The sequence below is a fragment of the Shewanella sp. MF05960 genome, assembly GCF_050849305.1.
Lineage (GTDB): Bacteria > Pseudomonadota > Gammaproteobacteria > Enterobacterales > Shewanellaceae > Shewanella.
The window spans coordinates 136022-153448 of record NZ_JBOZPS010000006.1 but is presented as its reverse complement, the minus strand read 5'-3'; the positions used below and the strand labels follow the sequence as shown (position 1 = coordinate 153448).

Below are 17427 nucleotides of genomic sequence, written 5' to 3'. Positions count from 1 at the left end.
ATGTAATAACCTTTCACTTCAGTACTTCGTTAATATTGCCGACACCTCTGGTGTTACCCACTTTTCGATAACCCAACGCTTAAGCAAACAATCCGAAAACTCTTGCTGGGTTAATCCGCTTGGTGTTCGAATGTTCTGCCTGTCGTTGAGGCCTGGCTTGTTCCTGAGCGCTTAAACATATCAGCATAAGGCGCAGCGGGTTCGCGTTGTACATGGGCGTAATCTTGGTATGCTCGGTCTTGTTCAGCTTGCTGACGACGCAGCATTTTTTTACCTAAAAATCGCAAAGTTATAAAACTGATTAAGCCAAACAGTAATAAAAATGGCAATAATGTAAGGGCGACTAAGGCCATAGCAAAAACCATCAGTAATGCCAGAATAGGGTTCATACTCGTCACGTGATGTTTAAAATTAGCGCTGTTAAATGTTTGGTTAACGTTCATGTTGGCTCCTAAATGCGGCTTATCCTGTTGTCGAACAGAGAGTGTTATTGATACTCACTCATTGAACTATTCAGCTGAGAAATCGCGCCTAAATATGTATGATTGTTGAGCATGTAGTGTGCAACGGCTAGACATAATATGTCACGTTAAACTGAGTTAATGTTTAGATATTACTCACTCTTTAGGGCCACAATGACTTGATAAAACGGGAAGGGTAAGGTGCTCTGCCTAATGTGAAACAATTAACACCTAGTGCTCAACGCTTAGCGTCTATTGATTAATCGTTCTGTGATGTTGACTCGGCTTGACTGAATATTCCTTCTCAATATTGGGATGTTGCTGGTACCTGTCCTGGTGCCGAACTTTTGAGGGAAACATGTTTGAGGTGGGGCTTTGTTTGCCTAAATATTTGCGACTTAGCAGTGTCATGCCAATAAAACCCACGATTAAAAACAGCAGCAATAATGGCAATAAAATCAGGCTGCCAACAATGATCAGCATTAAACTAAATAAGGCGGTGAGCGGGCGCATTTGGCGCAAGCGTTGACGAATATGCCATAAGTTAATTGAGCTGAACATTGTGGTTCCTTTACCGTAAATAAATTGTCGCTGAAGCGTGAGTAATATTTTGAGTTATGTAAGCCGCAAAAGTTCACGCCTTCCTCGAGTATTTATCCTTTTGGTACGCCCGTTTGGATGATGTGATTGTTGGCCATGGCGTTATCGACACTGTTAAAAATAAGCTCACGAAACCATTGATGTCCAGGCTCCTGGTTATTACGCTCGTGCCATAAAAACACATACGCCATCGGCATAAAATCAAATGGCAACGGGACCGACTCTAATGAATAGAGTTTTTGTGCATGGATGGCAAAGCTCGAGGGAAGAGTAAAAATAAGATCGGTATGTGCACATACACTAGCAGCGCCGTAAAAGTCAGGCACAGTTGTTGATAAGTGTCGATGTAAACCTAAATTAGCTAAATGATAATCAAGCGCCCACCAATCGTTTCCTTCACACCGAACTTGCACATGAGACATGGCTAAGTATTGAGCTTGATCCCAGTTACCCGATTCAATGATCTTTAAAATAGGATGGTTTTTGCGTACTAAACACACCTGATGGTCGTTAAACAGTGTCTGATATTCAATGCCTTCTGGAACATGCTCTATTTTGAAATCGCTTTGTGGATGAATATCTCGGCCCGCAATCCCAAAATCGATTTGCCCTTGCTGTAAATCTTGCATAGACTTTTCTGTCCACACATATGAGTCTAATTTTACAGACGGCGCTTGTTGTAACAATGGCCCGATAAAATATGGGATTAATGTTTCATAGGCACTTTCAACCATTGAAAACGTAAAATGACGCTGGCTACTTGCTGGGTGAAATGTAGGTGGTTGAGTTAACTGATATAAGTTTTGTAGCACAGGCAAGAGTTTTTGCCTTAACGCTAACGCATGCGCGGTCGGCTTTAATCCATGAGCTGTGCGTTGGAATAATGGGTCATCTAATGCTTCGCGTAGACGATTTAAGCTTTTGCTCACAGCAGACTGGCTCAGGTGTAAGCGATGAGCCGCACGAGTGACACTTTGCTCTTCAAGTAACACCTGTAAAATAACCAGTAAATTAAGGTCAACACGCGCTAAATTATCTAAATTCATCAGATATTCTCAAATGGAAATTCACTTTGGATTTTATATCATTTCTGTTCATACCACCATTTGACATATCATAGCGCTCCATTAAGGGTGACCTTTCGCTTTTTTAGATTAAGAGAAATAATATTATGCATCGTAACCTACTGCCATTATTGATGTTTATGGTGCTGTTAAGCCCATTAGCTATCGATATTTATCTTCCATCAATGCCAACAATGGCACTTGAGTATGGGGTGTCGAACAGTGAGGTTCAGTCTACTTTAGTATTGTTTTTATTTGCTATGGGTGTTGGCCAGATATTGATTGGTCCATTAGCCGACCGTTTTGGTCGTAGACCCGTCGCCTTGTTTGGTATTGTGCTTTACGGTATTAGCAGTTTATTGGGCGCATACGCGGTTGAATTTGAACTGTTACAAGTGGCACGAGTGTTTCAAGGTTTAGCTGCATGTTCTACCTCTATTGTGGTGTTTAGTGCCGTGCGTGATTGTTATGACCGCAAGCAAAGTGTGTCGATATACAGCTACTTAAATGGCGCTATTTGCGTGGTACCTGCGTTAGCGCCCACTTTAGGTGGTTTGCTAGCATTACAGTTTGGCTGGCGCTCTACTTTTATCTTTATGGCTATTTATGCGGTAATCGTATTGTTTATTGTCGGTTTTCGTTTTCCGGAAACGCGTCCACTTAACACCGACAGTACCGGTCCGCTTTACCGTTGGGGGCGCTATAAGCCGGTAATTGGCGACCCGCATTTTATGTTTTATGCTTCATGTTGCATGATCGCGATGGCCTCTATTTTATGTTACGTGTCTTACTCGCCTGTGTGGTTAATTGGTCACTTAGGTATTTCAGAGTTAATGTTCAGTGGCCTATTTGGCTTAAATGCCCTGGTTAACGTAGTGGCTTGTTTTGCAGCGCCAGTATTGATTAAACGCATTGGCAACCGCCCTGGTGTCGTAGTGGCATTGTCGCTAATGGTGTTAGCGGCTGTGGTTGAAGTGGTATTGCAATTAGTGGGCCCAGAGCAAGGCATTGCTGCTGCTATTGCCTTTATGGCACCGATGATGTTGCTATGTGTTGGTTTTGCCCTATTGCTTGGACCTGCTACTAGTATGGCTTTATCGGCCTTTGGTGAACGCGCAGGGACTGCAACGGCAATGTTAGGTTGTATTCAAATGAGCGGCGCATCGATTTTAACCGCATTAATCCAACTAACAGACATACCAGCACCTTATGCCATTGCGATTGTGATGGGGGGATTTTGCAGTGTGTTGCTCGCCATGATGGCAATGAACCGTTTAAGCCATCTGCATCAAGAGCAACTACAACACGATTAATTAAATAACCCGAGCTCAGGTTAAATAATAGTAATATCACCTTTAACCCGCAGAATGCTAACCACATTCTGCGGGTATTTTTTTATGGGGCATCCTTGGTATAATCTGAATATTACAGAAGATATGAGTTAACGATTGAAAAGAAAATATTGTATTAATTGCCAATACCCACAGTCAGCCTGCATTTGTCATGCAGTAAAACCGACAACAACAGTTACTGACATTATTATTATGCAGCATCCATCTGAGGTGGAGCATGCTAAAAATACCGTCAGGTTGCTCAAGCTTGCATTGCCACAAACTCAGATTTATGTCGGTGAAACCGCAGATGATTTTGCTGAGTTGCAAGGGTATTTAGCTGCGCAAACTCGGCCTGTGTTTATTGTGTACCCAAATGATCACAGCAAAGCGGCGAATGAGGTTGAAGCCGATGATAAAGCGATTATTGTGTTAATTGATGGCACCTGGCGCAAAGCGTACCGTATGTTACAGCTTAACCCTTGGTTACTTAACTATCCGTCACTGCACCTTGAGTGTGAAGATGAGTCGCAATATGTGATCCGCAAAGCCAAACGCAGTGACAGTTTATCCACCCTCGAGGCAGCGGCTTATACCCTAGCAAGTCTGGAGCCTGGCGCCGATATCGTGCCAATATTTGCAGTGTTTAACGCAATGGTGCACCATAAGTTATCCGCCATGCCAGCGGCGGTTCGTCAGCGCTATAATAGCGATAAGCTTAAGGGATAGGACTCAAAGGATAGTACTTATGAATATTCGCCTTATTGGAACGATTTTGTTAATGTGCGCCGCCAGCGCCTTCACGGTACATGCTTACGCTACTGACAAGCCGCATAAAAAAATGACCCTGTCAGAAAAGGGCGAACAAGCGCGCATTGAATCAGCTGAGCTTGAACAAAGCCAATTGCAAAAAGCCCGTGATGCCGCCAATGCCACCGCTGAACGCGAGCAAAAAGTGTTAGCTAAGCAGGAAGCAAATGACTGGGAAGCGCAGCAGCTCGAAAAAGCGCAAACGCAATCAGAGCAACGTTTAACCCGCGAGCAAAAATACTTACAGCAAGCGCAAGAGGCTGCGGCGCAAACTCGTAAAATCCCAAAAGAAACCAGCGACCCAGCGCAGTCTGAGTAGTTACCCTATTTGTCTTGTTTTGGAGTGTTGTCTTTGTCGTCCTGCCCATTGTGTCATCAACAAACCCTTGCTTTTCATCAAGATAAAAATCGTCACTATGTACGCTGCCAATATTGTCATTTAGTGTCGGTACCTGCGCAGTTTTATTTAGATGAAACAGCAGAAAAAGCCCAATATGACTTACATGATAATGACTTTGCCGATGCCGGTTACCAACGGTTTTTGTCGCGTACACTCACGCCACTTCTTGCTCGCACCGGGCTTAATGCCAAAGGTTTAGATTTTGGCTGCGGCGAAGGCGCCGTGCTCAGTCAAATGGCTGCAGCCCAAGGTGTCAGTGTCGCTAATTATGATTTGTTTTATCACCCTGATACTCAGGTGCTTAATCAACAATATGATTTTGTGTGTTTAACCGAGGTGATAGAACACATTGCCGATGCTCATCAGTTAATAGAACGCTTAAGCCAACTGCTGTTACCCGGCGGCATTTTAGCTATTATGACTAAGCGGGTGCTTGGCTTAGAGGCTTTTATTAATTGGCACTATAAAAGTGACCCAACCCATATTAATTTTTACTCAGTCGAGACCTTTGAATGGCTGGCGCAGCAACGGGGTTGGCAACTTGAAATCATCGACAATGACGTCGTATTTTTGAGTAAATAATCTAAAATAAAATATTGACTTTTTATTTTACGAATGTATGTTAATTGAATGTTAAGGATCTGTTTGTGTTTATAGGGAAGTAATATGGTAAATGATAGTTCTGAGCTTGATTATTATAAAATGAATTTCAAGAGTATTTTTTCGGCAAAAAAAAATGCTGTTGAAATTGATGCTATTAGTTACGCTGCATATGAAAATCGTGAATATCAAAAAGAAAGTTTTAACAGAAGATTAAATAAATATTCAGAGAACTTTAAAGCAAGAGATTATTCTATTGAACCCATTATGTCTGGATGGGATAAGGAATTAATTCTTAGTTACATCAATGAATATGGTGGAGTGTTGTGTGCGCTTTTTCATTTTGGTTCGCATAGGCATTTTTTTGTAGACGCTGCTAGTTTAAATATACCTACTGTTGCCCCTATTGCTGGGAAATCATATTATGATATGAAAGATTTGATTTCTCAAAGTTCAGCAGAACATGCCGATAAAGTAAAGTTGCTGGAAGTTGAAGGCGATAAAGTCAGTTTAGATTTAATTCGTAGTTTAAAAGAAAATCGAGTAGGTGGTATTTATGTTGATGGCAACATGGGGCCTGATTCATTTTTAAATAATGATGGGTGCACTAGTGTCGATTTTTTTGGGAGTGAGTTATCGGTAAAGGCAGGGATTGCAAGGTTGTCGCTATTGTTAAAACTCCCTATACTCCCCGTTTTTTGTAATGGTATTGATGGTAATAGTTCTATTGAAATAGCTGAGGTAATAAAGCCAAAAACATTGTCAGAAACAAAGTTAGAATTTGTTAATAAAGTCATGCAAAGGCTTTATTCATCATTAGAGTTAAAAGTTTTAAATGATCCAACCTCTTGGGAGTATGCTCTTTGTTTACACCGCTGGGTTATACCAAAAGCTGACATGTCAGAGTTTGAATTAACTAGGGAACCAGCTACAGTTAGATTTATTAGAGATAACTGGTCGACGATAATAAAGAATGATGAGTCGTATTGGTTTAATTCTCTCACAACTAAAGGAATTAAAGTTCCTGGTGAACTAGATGCTTGTTTTAAAATTTTATCTGATAGTGACGTTATTGACTGGCACCCATTTAGTTTAGAGGTAAGACAGTCAGGTTATGATTCAATTACGATGCTAAATACATTAGTTAAAAATGGTTTTATTAAAGTAATAGAATAAGAATTAAGTGCAGTCGCATTTATTAACCGGGTGTAAACCCAATAAGAAAAGGAAAAACTTATGCAAGATAATAAAACTCTTGAAGAGTTTCAAATCTGTGAATTAGAAGACCGCGTCGAGTTTGGTTTGTGTGGCGGCGGTGGCGGTGGCGGCGGCGGTGGCGGCGGCGATATTTCAAAACCTGGATGTGACGGTTCAGGTACTACCCATTGGTGCGATCCCGATTAGATTGATTTTTTATGCCGTGGTTTAAATTTTCTAAAGCACGGCATTTTATTTTAACGGACGAGTTATGAAGTTTATATTCAATACAGATGTTGACTTTTTTCCATCACATGACTTAAGTAATAATCATCCTTGGTTGTGTATTATTGCGTCTGATGATGGAAAAGACTTTAGGTTTTCATTGCCACAACATATATATAAATTCATTTTGAGTTTTGATAGTCCTACAGATATAGAGAGTTTAAAGTTAAGAGATGATTTTAAGGAGGTGAATGAGAGCGATTGGGAAAAATATAGTACTCTGCTACATGACACCTTAGTTCCAAGAGGTATACTTCTATCTGAAAACAATGGTTACTCAAAGCCAAAGTTAGTGAAAGGTAAACCTTCATATATGCAAATGCAATTGAGAGTGTTTAATAGGAAAATTGTAAACTTTATATCTAAACCTTTACAGTTTATTTTTGAACCTAAGCTTATTGGTTTTTTAACTCTTATTACGATGCTTTCTCAGCTGATATTTTATTCTAATTATTTAGGTGTTGGTAAAGCTGATTTTGAACTCGGTGCGTTAGAACAGATTATGGCAATCGCGTTAGTTGGCGTTGGGTTGTTGTTTCATGAGTTCGGACATGCAATAGCGGCATATAAGTCTGGATGTAGAAAGGTTGAAATTGGTGTGGGTTGGTATGTTATCTTTTTTGTTTTTTATGCAGATTTATCTGAGTCGTGGCGATTAAGAAGGAAAGATCGCTTATTGATTGATTGTGGTGGGATCTATTTTCAGTTGATATTCACTACTTTACTAATAGTGACTTTGTTTAAAAGCGACTCCCCTGTTATATTAAATGCAATACTTATGTTGAATCTTTCATTTTTATGGAACTTAAACCCTTTCTTCAGAATGGATGGTTATTGGATTGTAAGTGATCTGTTGAAGATCGAAAATCTTAGAGGTAAATGTAGCAAAGAATTTGAGATGTTTTTCTATACGGTAATTAACTGCATTTTTCGATTTGATGATAATCTACGTTATAATTTTAACTATAAGGTTTTAATTTATTCTTGTATGGCTAATACTTTCTTCTTTTTTATGCTCTATTCAATTTCAAATACCTTTTTTTCTTACTATGCTGCAGAAATTGTTAGCATGGTTTCTTTGTTTAGTCTTTCGCAGTTATTATCCTTGCCATTTGCTGATGCAATAGTATTGCTTTTTGGTAATTTATTTAATCTGTTTTTCGTTGCTTTTGTTTTTATTTTTTCATTTGGTGTTATTAAATCACTTGTGCTTTTTGTTTATAGATTATGGTCATTAATTTTTAAAAACAAGATTCAAAATATTTCACAATCGTAACGTACTTTGTGAAATACTCTCAATGGTAATAAATTGATACAATTCAAAAATCATTTAAATGTGCAAAGCATTTAACAATCAGGCCGTTTCAGGGTAGTTTTGTTGCTCAAATAATAATAAAAATGGACCTTACATGCGCCTGACCTCCCTCGCTTTCATGCTTGCCAGTGTATTTGCTAGCAGTGCTTACAGCTCATCTACCGTGGCCAGCGTGCCTAATGCTGCAGAATTAACGGCTCAAGTCGAAAGCAAGGTGATTGCATGGCGCCGCGACCTTCATCAACATCCTGAATTATCTAATCGTGAGTTTCGCACCAGTAAAGTGATTGAGAAACACCTCAAATCACTCGGGCTTGAGGTGCAAACGGGTATTGCGCACACTGGTGTGGTGGCGATATTGAAAGGCGGTAAACCTGGGCCATTAATTGGTTTACGTGCCGACATGGACGCACTGCCCGTGACCGAAGTGGTTGATTTACCTTTTGCTTCTAAAGCCACTGACACTTATCGCGGCCAAAAAGTCGGTGTAATGCATGCCTGTGGTCACGATACGCATGTCGCGATGTTAATGGGTGTGGCCGAAAACCTCGTGAAAGTAAAAGACAGCCTGGCCGGTGATGTGATGTTTATTTTCCAACCGGCCGAAGAGGGCGCACCAGAAGGTGAGCAAGGCGGCGCTGAGTTAATGCTAAAAGAAGGCTTATTTGCTAAGCGCAAACCGGATCAAGTGTTTGGTATGCACGTTACCTCAAGCATGCCTACTGGGGTGATTGGTTTACGCTCTGGCCCTGCAATGGCCAGTGAAGATTCATTTAGTATTAAAGTGACGGGCAGGCAAACTCATGGCTCGCGTCCTTGGAGTGGTGTTGATCCAATCGTGGCGTCAGCACAAATTATTAATAGTGTGCAAACCATTATCAGTCGTCAGGTCGATATTACTAAAGCACCTGCAGTTGTCAGCTTTGGCGCCATTAACGGCGGCATTCGCTCAAACATTATTCCTGATGAAGTAGAGCTTATTGGTACGATTCGCACCTTTGATCAGGATATGCGCGCCGACATTAAAATTAAGCTGGCTGAAATTGCCACTAATGCTGCCAAAACCCTTGGCGCTACCGCAGTGACTGAGATCCAATCGGGTTATCCGGTCACAGTAAATAACCCAGAGTTGGTCAGTAAAATGCGCCCAGTGATAGCCTCTGTCGTGGGCGACAATATGCTGATTGAACCGGGGTTAATTACCGGTGCAGAAGACTTTTCTTACTATGCGTTAGAAACCCCAGGGATGTTCTTCTTTTTAGGTGTCACACCAACAGACAAAGATATCAGCCAGGTAGCCAGTAATCACTCACCGGCATTTTATGTTGATGAAAGCGCGCTAAAAATAGGCGTGCAAGCCATGACCCAGGTAGCCTTAACCGCACTGGGCGCGGCACAATAAACCCATTTTGATTCACCATGGACAAAAGCTCAAGGAGCAAGATATGACCCGTAAACTCATCGCTTTGTTGATGACATTAGGCGTGCTAAGCACGCCAACCGTGTCGGCAACACAAGCAGAAGATATCAATAGCTTTACCTTAGATAATGGCATGAAAATCATGGTGCTTGAGGACAACTCAATCCCCAATGCCAACATGTACATTTTTTGGAAAGTCGGATCGCGCAACGAAGTCCCGGGCATTACCGGTATTTCGCACTTTTTTGAACACATGATGTTTAACGGCTCAAAAAAGTTTGGCCCTAAAATGTTCGACCGCACCATGGAAGCAGCTGGTGGCGCCAATAATGCTTATACCAGTGAAGACTTAACCGTGTATACCGATTGGTTCCCAGCCAGTGGAATTGAAACGATTTTTGATCTTGAAGCCGATCGTATCGCCAACTTAGACATTAACCCTGAAATGGTCGAAAGTGAGCGTGGCGTTGTGCAATCTGAGCGCACCACAGGGCTTGAAAACTCTAACTGGCGCACCATTCAAGAAGCCCTAAAAAGCGTAGCATTTTCAGCGCATCCTTATAGCTGGTCGGTGATAGGTTATGAGTCAGACATTGCCGCATGGACCCTTGAAGATTTACAGCAATACCATAAAACCTATTACGCACCAAACAATGCGTTAGTGGTGATTACTGGTGATGTAAAGCTTGCCCAGGTAAAAGCTTTGGCTGACCAATACTTTGCGCCTATTCCTGCTCAGGCACCGCCAAAAGCCGTGCGCACGGTAGAACCTGAACAAAAAGGTGAGCGCCGTGTGTTTGTTAAAAAAGAATCGGTAAGTACGCCAAACATTATGTTGGCTTACCATGTGCCAGCCACAAGCCACGCAGACTACTATGCATTGGACTTATTAGCCTCAATGTTAAGCGAGGGCAACAGCTCACGTTTTTACCAATCGTTAGTCGATAAGCAATTGGCCGTAGCCGCCGACACTTATATGCCCATGTCATTTGACCCAAATCTATTTTATATCTTGGGCGTGGCCAACGCGGGTGTGGATGCCGACACGTTAGAACATGCCCTTATTGAGCAAATTGATTTAATTGCCAGCCAGGGCGTGACTCAACAAGAGCTGGAAAAAGTTAAAAATATCAAGTTAATGGACTTTTATCAGACCATGGAAACCATTAACGGTAAAGCCAACACCTTAGGTACTTATGAGCTGTATTTTGGTGATTACACCAAACTGTTTAATGCCCCAGAAGCCTATAACAAAGTGACTCCAGCTGACATCCAGCGCGTAGCACAAACCTATTTAATTAAAGCAAATCGTACAGTCGGTGTGCTCGCTGCGACTGAGGAGTCAGACAAATGAAAACCAGTACTCATTCAACAATGACCTTGTCGTTATCGGCCATCGCCTTAGCGTGCAGTTTAAGCCTAGCCGGCTGCGCAGCAACACAAAATACTACAGCTGACCCAGTCGCGGCCGCCCCAAGTTTTGTGATGCCAAGCTATCAAAAAATCACTTTAGATAACGGCTTAACCGTTAATTTAATGGTGCAAAAAGAAGTGCCATTAGTCACCCTTGATGCAGTGATTAAAGCGGGTGCGGTTAATGACACCACCTCAGGTTTGGCTTACTTAACCTCGCAAAGCTTAATGCTAGGCGCAGGAGGTCAATCTAAAGCAGATATTGAACAGCAACTGGACTTTATTGGCGCGAGCGTGAATACCAATGCCGATGCAGAAGGTACTTACATACGTGCTAACATGATGACCAAAGACATCGACAGTGTGTTAGCCATTTTTAGTCATGTGATCCGTCAACCAGACTTTGATACCGCAGAGTTTGATAAGCTTAAACAACGTGAAATTGTCGGCTTATCGCAACAAAAAGAAAGCCCACGCGCAGTGATTAGCCGTTACTTTAGCAAGTTGGTTTTTGGTCAGCACCCCTATGCTAACCCGGCGTCTGGTAGCAGTGAGTCAATCGCGACCATTAACGCCAATGAGCTACGTGCATTTCACAAAGGTTATTACCAACCCAATAACATGACCATTAACGTGGTCGGTGACTTTGATGTTGCTGAGATGACCGCCAAGCTCAATAAAGCCTTTGGTGATTGGCAAGCGACAGAAACCGTTGTGCAGCCAGATTTAAGCCAAAACTTACCGACGTTAACCAAACCAAGAGTCTTGTTAGTCGACAAGCCCGACGCCATTGAAACTACGTTTTTAATTGGTGGTGTTGGTATTCGCTACGACAATCCTGATTATGTGGGATTAACCGTGGTGAACACCATTTTAGGTGGCCGTTTTACCTCATGGTTAAATGATGAGTTACGTGTCAATGCTGGTCTAACCTACGGTGCACGTTCTGGTTTTAGCCCTTATTCACAGTCTGGGTTATTCCAAATTAGTACCTTTACTAAGTCGTCGACCACCAAAGAAGCCATCGATTTAGCTTTGCTGACGTATTCGCGTTTGTGGGAAAAGGGTATCGATCAAACGACGCTAGACTCAGCAAAAGCATATGTTAAAGGGCAGTTCCCACCTAAATACGAAACCAGTGGCCAGCTTGCTGGATTACTGTCTGACATGTATTTATATGGCATGAACGATGACTTTATTAACCAGTTCCAAGCTAAAGTGGATGGTTTAACATTGGCTGAAACTCAACGCTTAGTGACACAATACTTTCCGCAGCAAAATTTGCAGTTTGTATTAATTGGTAATGCTGCTGAGATCGCCGATATTGCCGCACAATACGGTGAAGTCACACAGGTGAATATTACCGATACAGGTTTTGGTCAGTAGCAATTATTGCACTTTATTATCGACCTCAATGTGAGGTAATCAACCTGAGCTCGCGAGATCAGGTTAATCAATAAACATCAAATGGCTCACTGGTTTTTGCAAGTGAGCCATTTTATTTTGAGGTTAGGTTAGACTAAAATTACAACTCATTAGTTGAGGAATTATGATGAAAAGCCGCTTATTGTTATTGCTCGCCGTTATGAGTAGTACGCTGCCCTTGAGTGCGATTGCTGACAAGGTTGCACTGGCTGAGTTATGCCCGCACCTGGTGGGTGAGTGGCAAGGCACTGCTGCCAATCCTGCACTAGACCCAATGGCAGTAACGACCTCGATAATGTGCTCGGCAGATCAGCGCAATTTATATATCAGTGTGAGCCGTGGTAGCCGCTTTTCAAACAGCGAAACATGGTGGTTTAGGCAGCAACAAGAGACCGTTTTATTAGTTTATGGCAATGGCGTGACGGAAGATGTCACCCAGCAACTGACCTTATATCAACAAGCGGACAGCTTTTCATTTTTAGGTGAAGGTGAGATTAATCAGCGCCCTGCATTAGTGCAATTGCAATTCGACCCCATTAAGGCGAATAACCAACAACCTCAAGGCGGTTGGCAATGGCAACAAAGCGCTCATTATCTGGATGATGACAGCGAACAATATCAAGTGGTTAGAGCACTAAGTTTGCTTAAGCCTTAATGGTCTTATACCGATTTCAGCTGGTTTACAGCATCAAAAAGTAAGCTGCGAATCCCGCCCAACTTAGCAGCAACAGCCCCAGTAACACCCAAGCCAGAGACGTCATTTGTGAGTATGACTCATTGTCGAATGAATCAGCGTCATCACTTTCATGATCGGTATTCTTGGCTTTTAAACGTTGCTTACGCGCTTTATCTCGGTCGCGAGATTTGGCTTTTTCGCGTTTTTTATACTCTGCGATACCCTTTTCAATTCCGGCAGCAATCAGCTTAGTTTGCTCTTTGCTTTGACCTGGCTTTTGAGTCGCTTTGGCCATGGACAGTGCATCGTTTAGAGTTTCTGGCGACGGTGTATGTTTCATTATTCTGCGCCTGCAAAACCAAGTTGTCGCCACGCTTCGTAGCTAATAATCGCGACAGAGTTAGACAGGTTTAAGCTACGGCTACTTGCCGTCATTGGGATGCGTAAACGTTGCTCTAGTGGCGTGGCGTTAATAATGTCCATTGGCAAGCCGCGAGTTTCAGGGCCAAACAGTAATACATCATCTTCTTGAAACGCGATTTGGGTGTGCGGACGACTGCCTTTGGTGGTACAAGCCATGATACGCTTTCCCGGTATAGCCGCTAAAAAGCTCGCATAGTCTTTGTGACGCGTCACTCGAGTTAAATCGGCGTAGTCTAATCCGGCACGGCGAAGTTTTTTCTCTTCTAAATCAAATCCCAAAGGTTCAATTAAATGCAGCTGTGCACCATTGTTTGCGCATAAGCGAATAATGTTTCCGGTGTTTGGGGCGATTTCTGGTTCGTAGAGTGCGATATGAAACATAGTAACCTTAAGGCTTTGCGAGGCTTAAAAACAAGATTAAATTATACCTCAGCAGAAGGGTAGCGTCATCCACGTAAGATCATCATGACCTTATCGTGAGGTAATAAGCATTGGTAGGGCGATAGCGGCGTTGTCGCGATAATATTCTAGGTTGTTAGTGTTGTCAGTAAGCTAGTGAGGTAAAAATTACGCCTCACAAGTAACATTTGCCGATTGATTGCAGCGCAACTAAAGCCTCGTTGCTGCGCTGCAATATCATAAATCTTACTAGCGCTTAGCAATAACCCACACGGCATGCACTATGCCTGGTATGTAACCCAATAAGGTTAAAATAATATTTAACAACAGGGTTTTACTGAGTCCTACCTGTAAAAAAACGCCCAGAGGTGGTAGTAAAATTGCGATTAAAATTCGTAATAAATCCATAATGATCTCCTTTTTTGCTGTGATGTGAGAAGTTGCAATCCCTAACGTTAATAGTCTACGAGCAACTTGCTTATAGCTTACGCTTACTTGTTTATAGCCTACGCTTAATACGAAGCAATTATCAGACCAATATTTGGCTGATGGCATTTAGCGACTATTAAGGTTAAGGCAAGTCGATGGCACGCTGGCTAAGTCATGTTAGTAAGATATACCGCGACCTGAGCATTTTTTATCATCGAGAGTGTAGGGTATTTAGATTGATTAACAGGCTAAACTCTAAAAAGACTTAATTTGATACTTTTGGTCAGTTAAGTGCGACTTAATCGCGGTTGCACTCTTACATTGGGTGTTTAGCCATACTGACATTGGGAACTGGTAAAATACCATGGCAGAGTCTTGTAATAACATGGCGGGGAAATTGAGTTTATTGGCGGCGAAATTAATCCCTTGTTGATCGCCATAAACATAATCGACTTTCTGTTCTAATAATAACGACAGTCCCTGTTCTATGGTGTCGACCAGTTGCAGCTTAGCCCCGGCATCAACAAAAGAGCGTACTTTTCGGTCATCTAGCGAGATGGGTAAATGCGCAATCACTTTGTCTTTAAGTTCGTTACCGATAAACACTTGCGGTTCAGCTAGGCGAAATAACATCAGCGGTATGGTTTTATCTGCCAATATCACCTGTAAATGCTGTGCGGAAGGCGTTTGTGGCGGCAAGAAGCTCAAGCACCAATTGTTACTCTTTAACTGTTGTTGCGCCGTGGTGCTATGTACAAATGTCACGTTGGTACTTAACGCGCTATATGCAAAAGCGCGCTGTAATAACACCACCGCTTCGCCTTGCTCGGCACTGTATTGAGTTAAATAAGGCGGGTACTCAAAGGCAATGACGTCAATGTCCTGAGCTTGGCTGGTAAAAATACAACAGCATAGAAAACCAATGATTATTTTATACATGTGGCGCTAAGTAATGTAATGATACTGTTAAGCATAGCACCAGATTAATGATGTATTAAACTAATTATCACAGGCTAAAGCGTGCTTAATTGGGTCGGTAAATCAATAGTCACCACTAATCCATGTGGTTGCTGATTGGTTGCAGCTATCTGGCCATTGTGGGCATAAATAGCCGCTTGAGTAATGGCCAAGCCCAATCCCCAGCCACCAGATTCACGATCACGAGAGCTGTCTGGGCGGTAAAATGGCGTGAAAATCGCTTCTAATTCTTCTTCAGCCAATCCTGGACCATCATCTTTAACGACAATGCTCACCCGATGCTTAGTTTGCTTACTTTCGATATAGACATTTTTTTCGGCGTAGCGAATCGCATTACGCAGCAAGTTTTCAATGGCGCGCGATAAGGTTTTCGGTAAATGTTCAAAGCAAATCGATTCATCGATATTGATGTGTAATTGCTTGCCTTGTTGTTCGGCCTCAAACTCAGCGTCATCTAACACCTGGCTTAATGTTTCGGTTAGCTCAGCTGTGAGGCGTTTTTCGGTGGCATTAAGCCTTACGCGTGACAATGTGAGTAGTTCGCTAATAAGGGCTTCTTGTTGAAGCGCCTCGTATTCAATACGGTCCAGCTCGGTGCTGTGTTGGCCTTTTTTACGTGCAAGTGCGAGTGACAATTGTAGCCTTGTTAAAGGGGTACGCAGTTCATGGGATATGTCGCCCATTAAGCGTTGTTGGTTGTTTACCATGGTTTCAATGGCGTCGGCCATGCCATTAAAGGCAACCGCGAGTTGGCCCATTTCGTCTCGACGGTTAGCGGTTGCTGCGTCAACGCGATTGGCTAAGTCGCCTCGGGCAAGCGCGTTGGCGCTCAATTTTAATGAACGTAATGGTTTGCCTAAATACCATGCCAGTAGGCCACACAAAAAGCCTGATAATAATATGGCTAATCCTGCGGTAAGTAATTTGTTGTCGGCAAAAAAGAAAAACCATGGACGGGGGTGGTTGTCTGGTAAACGGCCAAATAACTGATAGTTTTTGCCGTTAACGTCGAAGATATAAGGGCCAAAAATCAGCTCGTCTCTAAATTGATGGCTTATGGGTTGGTTAGCTTCTTCAGCCATTAATTGAAAACGTCTAAAGCCGCGCGAGACTCGTTTACTGTTTAATACTTTGCCTTCGTCGTCGGTTAAATATAAGCGGATTGGGCCACCGTTTTGGTCACTACCTCGGTGCAAGCGTTGCAGGTTATTGCTTTCAAGTAATTGCGGTTGCTGTTGAATACGTGTCGCAACTTTGTTTAGCACCCGCTCAAGGCTGGGCGGGAGTGGTGAGCGGTCATGATTTTGCTGTAGCAATGGCAATAACGATACCAGTGCAATAATCAATGAGCTGCACAGCCAAAAGCCCAGCAGTAACTTAAAAAAGAGTCGATTAAACGGGTTGTTTTTTAGCATTACGGTATCCAGATATAGCCTTTGCCACGTAGGGTCTTAACCCGTGGACGACCGTCTTGGCGCTCAGGAAGTTTTTTTCGTAAATTAGACAAATGCATATCTAAGCTGCGATCAAATGGCATTAACTTTTTGCCGAGCACGTTTTCACTTAATGATTCTTTGGTTACCAGCTCGCCACTTTTTTCAAGCAAATGAAACAGCAATAAAAACTCTGTGCCTGTTAAGATAATCAATTGCTCATTGCAATAGGTTTCTTGGCGGGTAGGGTCAAGGCGTAAATCACCAAATTGCAACATATCGTTGTTTTGCGCATCTTGCTGTGTGGTTTGTGCTCGGCGCAATATGGCGCGTATACGTGCCACTAATTCGCGGTCGTTAAACGGTTTCGGTAAGTAGTCATCAGCACCAATTTCTAGTCCCACGACACGGTCGATTTCGTCGCCGCGTGCAGTCAGCATGAGTACCGGTGTTTGCTTGCGTTGGCGTAAAGCACGCAATACTTCAAAACCATTGAGTTTTGGCAGCATGACGTCAAGCAGAATGAGGTCAAAGTCTTGTTGTTGCGCTAGCGATAACCCTTGTTCACCATCATAGGCTTGGGTCAGCGCAAAGCCTTCAAGCTCTAGCAACTGGCTGAGCAGGTCGGATAAACCAATGTCATCGTCTATCAATAAAATGCGATTCATAACTGTCCTCTAGCACAAGTAAAATCGGTACAACATACCGATTTTCAATCAATTACAGATTATCTCATACTAGGGACAATTTACATTAACATTGCATAGT

Annotated in this window: 20 protein-coding genes; 11 read left to right on the top strand and 9 right to left on the bottom strand. The window is 42.5% G+C overall.

Annotation, left to right across the window (positions count from 1 at the left end; all coding sequences use genetic code 11):
• Positions 1-110: 110 nt before the first annotated feature.
• The 3 genes from ACROAE_RS08105 to ACROAE_RS08095 form a co-directional block, all read right to left on the bottom strand.
• A complete protein-coding gene (locus tag ACROAE_RS08105) occupies positions 111-443 on the bottom strand; it encodes a hypothetical protein (RefSeq protein ID WP_432400572.1) in 333 nt (110 codons plus the stop codon).
• A gap of 270 nt (positions 444-713) precedes the next feature.
• Positions 714-1022, bottom strand: a complete 309-nt coding sequence (locus ACROAE_RS08100; protein WP_432400570.1) for a hypothetical protein — start codon at positions 1020-1022, stop codon at positions 714-716.
• A gap of 92 nt (positions 1023-1114) precedes the next feature.
• On the bottom strand, positions 1115-2107 hold the full coding sequence (locus tag ACROAE_RS08095; protein ID WP_432400568.1) for a LysR family transcriptional regulator: 993 nt from the start codon (positions 2105-2107) through the stop codon (positions 1115-1117).
• Positions 2108-2232: 125 nt separating this feature from the next.
• On the opposite strand from ACROAE_RS08095, the gene ACROAE_RS08090 reads away from it, so the two are divergent.
• From ACROAE_RS08090 to ACROAE_RS08040, 11 genes are all read left to right on the top strand, one after another.
• Complete coding sequence (locus tag ACROAE_RS08090; RefSeq protein ID WP_432400566.1) at positions 2233-3438, top strand: multidrug effflux MFS transporter; 1206 nt, start codon at positions 2233-2235, stop codon at positions 3436-3438.
• A 135-nt stretch (positions 3439-3573) separates the two neighbouring features.
• A complete protein-coding gene (locus tag ACROAE_RS08085; protein ID WP_432400564.1) occupies positions 3574-4185 on the top strand; it encodes a tRNA-uridine aminocarboxypropyltransferase in 612 nt (203 codons plus the stop codon).
• A 19-nt stretch (positions 4186-4204) separates the two neighbouring features.
• Positions 4205-4585, top strand: a complete 381-nt coding sequence (locus ACROAE_RS08080) for a hypothetical protein (RefSeq protein WP_432400562.1) — start codon at positions 4205-4207, stop codon at positions 4583-4585.
• A gap of 33 nt (positions 4586-4618) precedes the next feature.
• Entirely contained in the window at positions 4619-5248 is a 630-nt protein-coding gene (locus ACROAE_RS08075) for a class I SAM-dependent methyltransferase (protein ID WP_432400759.1), read from the top strand.
• Between the two features lie 84 nt (positions 5249-5332).
• Positions 5333-6442, top strand: a complete 1110-nt coding sequence (locus tag ACROAE_RS08070) for a hypothetical protein (RefSeq protein WP_432400560.1) — start codon at positions 5333-5335, stop codon at positions 6440-6442.
• A gap of 60 nt (positions 6443-6502) precedes the next feature.
• The gene (locus tag ACROAE_RS08065) at positions 6503-6670 is read left to right on the top strand and encodes a hypothetical protein (RefSeq protein ID WP_432400558.1); all 168 of its coding nucleotides are present in this window, start codon (positions 6503-6505) and stop codon (positions 6668-6670) included.
• A gap of 64 nt (positions 6671-6734) precedes the next feature.
• Entirely contained in the window at positions 6735-8024 is a 1290-nt protein-coding gene (locus ACROAE_RS08060) for a hypothetical protein (protein WP_432400556.1), read from the top strand.
• Positions 8025-8157: 133 nt separating this feature from the next.
• The gene (locus ACROAE_RS08055; protein ID WP_432400554.1) at positions 8158-9465 is read left to right on the top strand and encodes an amidohydrolase; all 1308 of its coding nucleotides are present in this window, start codon (positions 8158-8160) and stop codon (positions 9463-9465) included.
• A 43-nt stretch (positions 9466-9508) separates the two neighbouring features.
• Positions 9509-10837 carry a M16 family metallopeptidase gene (locus tag ACROAE_RS08050; RefSeq protein WP_432400552.1) on the top strand — a complete coding sequence of 443 codons (1329 nt, stop codon included), beginning with the start codon at positions 9509-9511 and terminating at the stop codon, positions 10835-10837.
• Positions 10834-12282 carry a M16 family metallopeptidase gene (locus ACROAE_RS08045; protein WP_432400550.1) on the top strand — a complete coding sequence of 483 codons (1449 nt, stop codon included), beginning with the start codon at positions 10834-10836 and terminating at the stop codon, positions 12280-12282. The genes ACROAE_RS08050 and ACROAE_RS08045 overlap by 4 nt, the downstream gene beginning before the upstream one ends.
• 163 nt (positions 12283-12445) lie before the next feature.
• A complete protein-coding gene (locus ACROAE_RS08040; protein ID WP_432400548.1) occupies positions 12446-12976 on the top strand; it encodes a hypothetical protein in 531 nt (176 codons plus the stop codon).
• A gap of 25 nt (positions 12977-13001) precedes the next feature.
• Here ACROAE_RS08040 and ACROAE_RS08035 read toward each other — a convergent pair whose 3' ends face one another.
• The 6 genes from ACROAE_RS08035 to ACROAE_RS08010 all read right to left on the bottom strand — a co-directional run bounded on the left by ACROAE_RS08035 (position 13002) and on the right by ACROAE_RS08010 (position 17327).
• Positions 13002-13337 (bottom strand): DUF2956 domain-containing protein, encoded by a 336-nt coding sequence (locus ACROAE_RS08035; RefSeq protein WP_432400546.1) that lies wholly within the window; start codon positions 13335-13337, stop codon positions 13002-13004.
• Complete coding sequence (trmL, locus tag ACROAE_RS08030) at positions 13337-13801, bottom strand: tRNA (uridine(34)/cytosine(34)/5-carboxymethylaminomethyluridine(34)-2'-O)-methyltransferase TrmL (RefSeq protein WP_432400544.1); 465 nt, start codon at positions 13799-13801, stop codon at positions 13337-13339. The genes ACROAE_RS08035 and trmL overlap by 1 nt, the downstream gene beginning before the upstream one ends.
• Before the next feature lie 267 nt (positions 13802-14068).
• The gene (locus ACROAE_RS08025; protein WP_011635799.1) at positions 14069-14227 is read right to left on the bottom strand and encodes a YqaE/Pmp3 family membrane protein; all 159 of its coding nucleotides are present in this window, start codon (positions 14225-14227) and stop codon (positions 14069-14071) included.
• 276 nt (positions 14228-14503) lie between these two features.
• A complete protein-coding gene (locus tag ACROAE_RS08020) occupies positions 14504-15187 on the bottom strand; it encodes a hypothetical protein (protein WP_432400542.1) in 684 nt (227 codons plus the stop codon).
• 74 nt (positions 15188-15261) lie between these two features.
• Entirely contained in the window at positions 15262-16641 is a 1380-nt protein-coding gene (locus ACROAE_RS08015) for an ATP-binding protein (protein WP_432400540.1), read from the bottom strand.
• Positions 16641-17327 carry a response regulator gene (locus ACROAE_RS08010; protein ID WP_160051961.1) on the bottom strand — a complete coding sequence of 229 codons (687 nt, stop codon included), beginning with the start codon at positions 17325-17327 and terminating at the stop codon, positions 16641-16643. Before ACROAE_RS08010 ends, ACROAE_RS08015 begins: the two co-directional genes overlap by 1 nt.
• Positions 17328-17427: the final 100 nt, after the last annotated feature.

Excerpts from the sequence above, each read along its gene's own strand:
- ACROAE_RS08105 (WP_432400572.1), bottom strand. The coding sequence starts at position 443 with ATGAACGTTAACCAAACATTTAACAGCGCTAATTTTAAACATCACGTG.
- ACROAE_RS08100 (WP_432400570.1), bottom strand. The coding sequence starts at position 1,022 with ATGTTCAGCTCAATTAACTTATGGCATATTCGTCAACGCTTGCGCCAA.
- ACROAE_RS08095 (WP_432400568.1), bottom strand. The coding sequence starts at position 2,107 with ATGAATTTAGATAATTTAGCGCGTGTTGACCTTAATTTACTGGTTATT.
- ACROAE_RS08090 (WP_432400566.1), top strand. The coding sequence starts at position 2,233 with ATGCATCGTAACCTACTGCCATTATTGATGTTTATGGTGCTGTTAAGC.
- ACROAE_RS08080 (WP_432400562.1), top strand. The coding sequence starts at position 4,205 with ATGAATATTCGCCTTATTGGAACGATTTTGTTAATGTGCGCCGCCAGC.
- ACROAE_RS08070 (WP_432400560.1), top strand. The coding sequence starts at position 5,333 with ATGGTAAATGATAGTTCTGAGCTTGATTATTATAAAATGAATTTCAAG.
- ACROAE_RS08065 (WP_432400558.1), top strand. The coding sequence starts at position 6,503 with ATGCAAGATAATAAAACTCTTGAAGAGTTTCAAATCTGTGAATTAGAA.
- ACROAE_RS08060 (WP_432400556.1), top strand. The coding sequence starts at position 6,735 with ATGAAGTTTATATTCAATACAGATGTTGACTTTTTTCCATCACATGAC.
- ACROAE_RS08055 (WP_432400554.1), top strand. The coding sequence starts at position 8,158 with ATGCGCCTGACCTCCCTCGCTTTCATGCTTGCCAGTGTATTTGCTAGC.
- ACROAE_RS08050 (WP_432400552.1), top strand. The coding sequence starts at position 9,509 with ATGACCCGTAAACTCATCGCTTTGTTGATGACATTAGGCGTGCTAAGC.
- ACROAE_RS08045 (WP_432400550.1), top strand. The coding sequence starts at position 10,834 with ATGAAAACCAGTACTCATTCAACAATGACCTTGTCGTTATCGGCCATC.
- ACROAE_RS08040 (WP_432400548.1), top strand. The coding sequence starts at position 12,446 with ATGATGAAAAGCCGCTTATTGTTATTGCTCGCCGTTATGAGTAGTACG.
- ACROAE_RS08035 (WP_432400546.1), bottom strand. The coding sequence starts at position 13,337 with ATGAAACATACACCGTCGCCAGAAACTCTAAACGATGCACTGTCCATG.
- trmL (WP_432400544.1), bottom strand. The coding sequence starts at position 13,801 with ATGTTTCATATCGCACTCTACGAACCAGAAATCGCCCCAAACACCGGA.
- ACROAE_RS08025 (WP_011635799.1), bottom strand. The coding sequence starts at position 14,227 with ATGGATTTATTACGAATTTTAATCGCAATTTTACTACCACCTCTGGGC.
- ACROAE_RS08020 (WP_432400542.1), bottom strand. The coding sequence starts at position 15,187 with ATGTATAAAATAATCATTGGTTTTCTATGCTGTTGTATTTTTACCAGC.
- ACROAE_RS08015 (WP_432400540.1), bottom strand. The coding sequence starts at position 16,641 with ATGCTAAAAAACAACCCGTTTAATCGACTCTTTTTTAAGTTACTGCTG.
- ACROAE_RS08010 (WP_160051961.1), bottom strand. The coding sequence starts at position 17,327 with ATGAATCGCATTTTATTGATAGACGATGACATTGGTTTATCCGACCTG.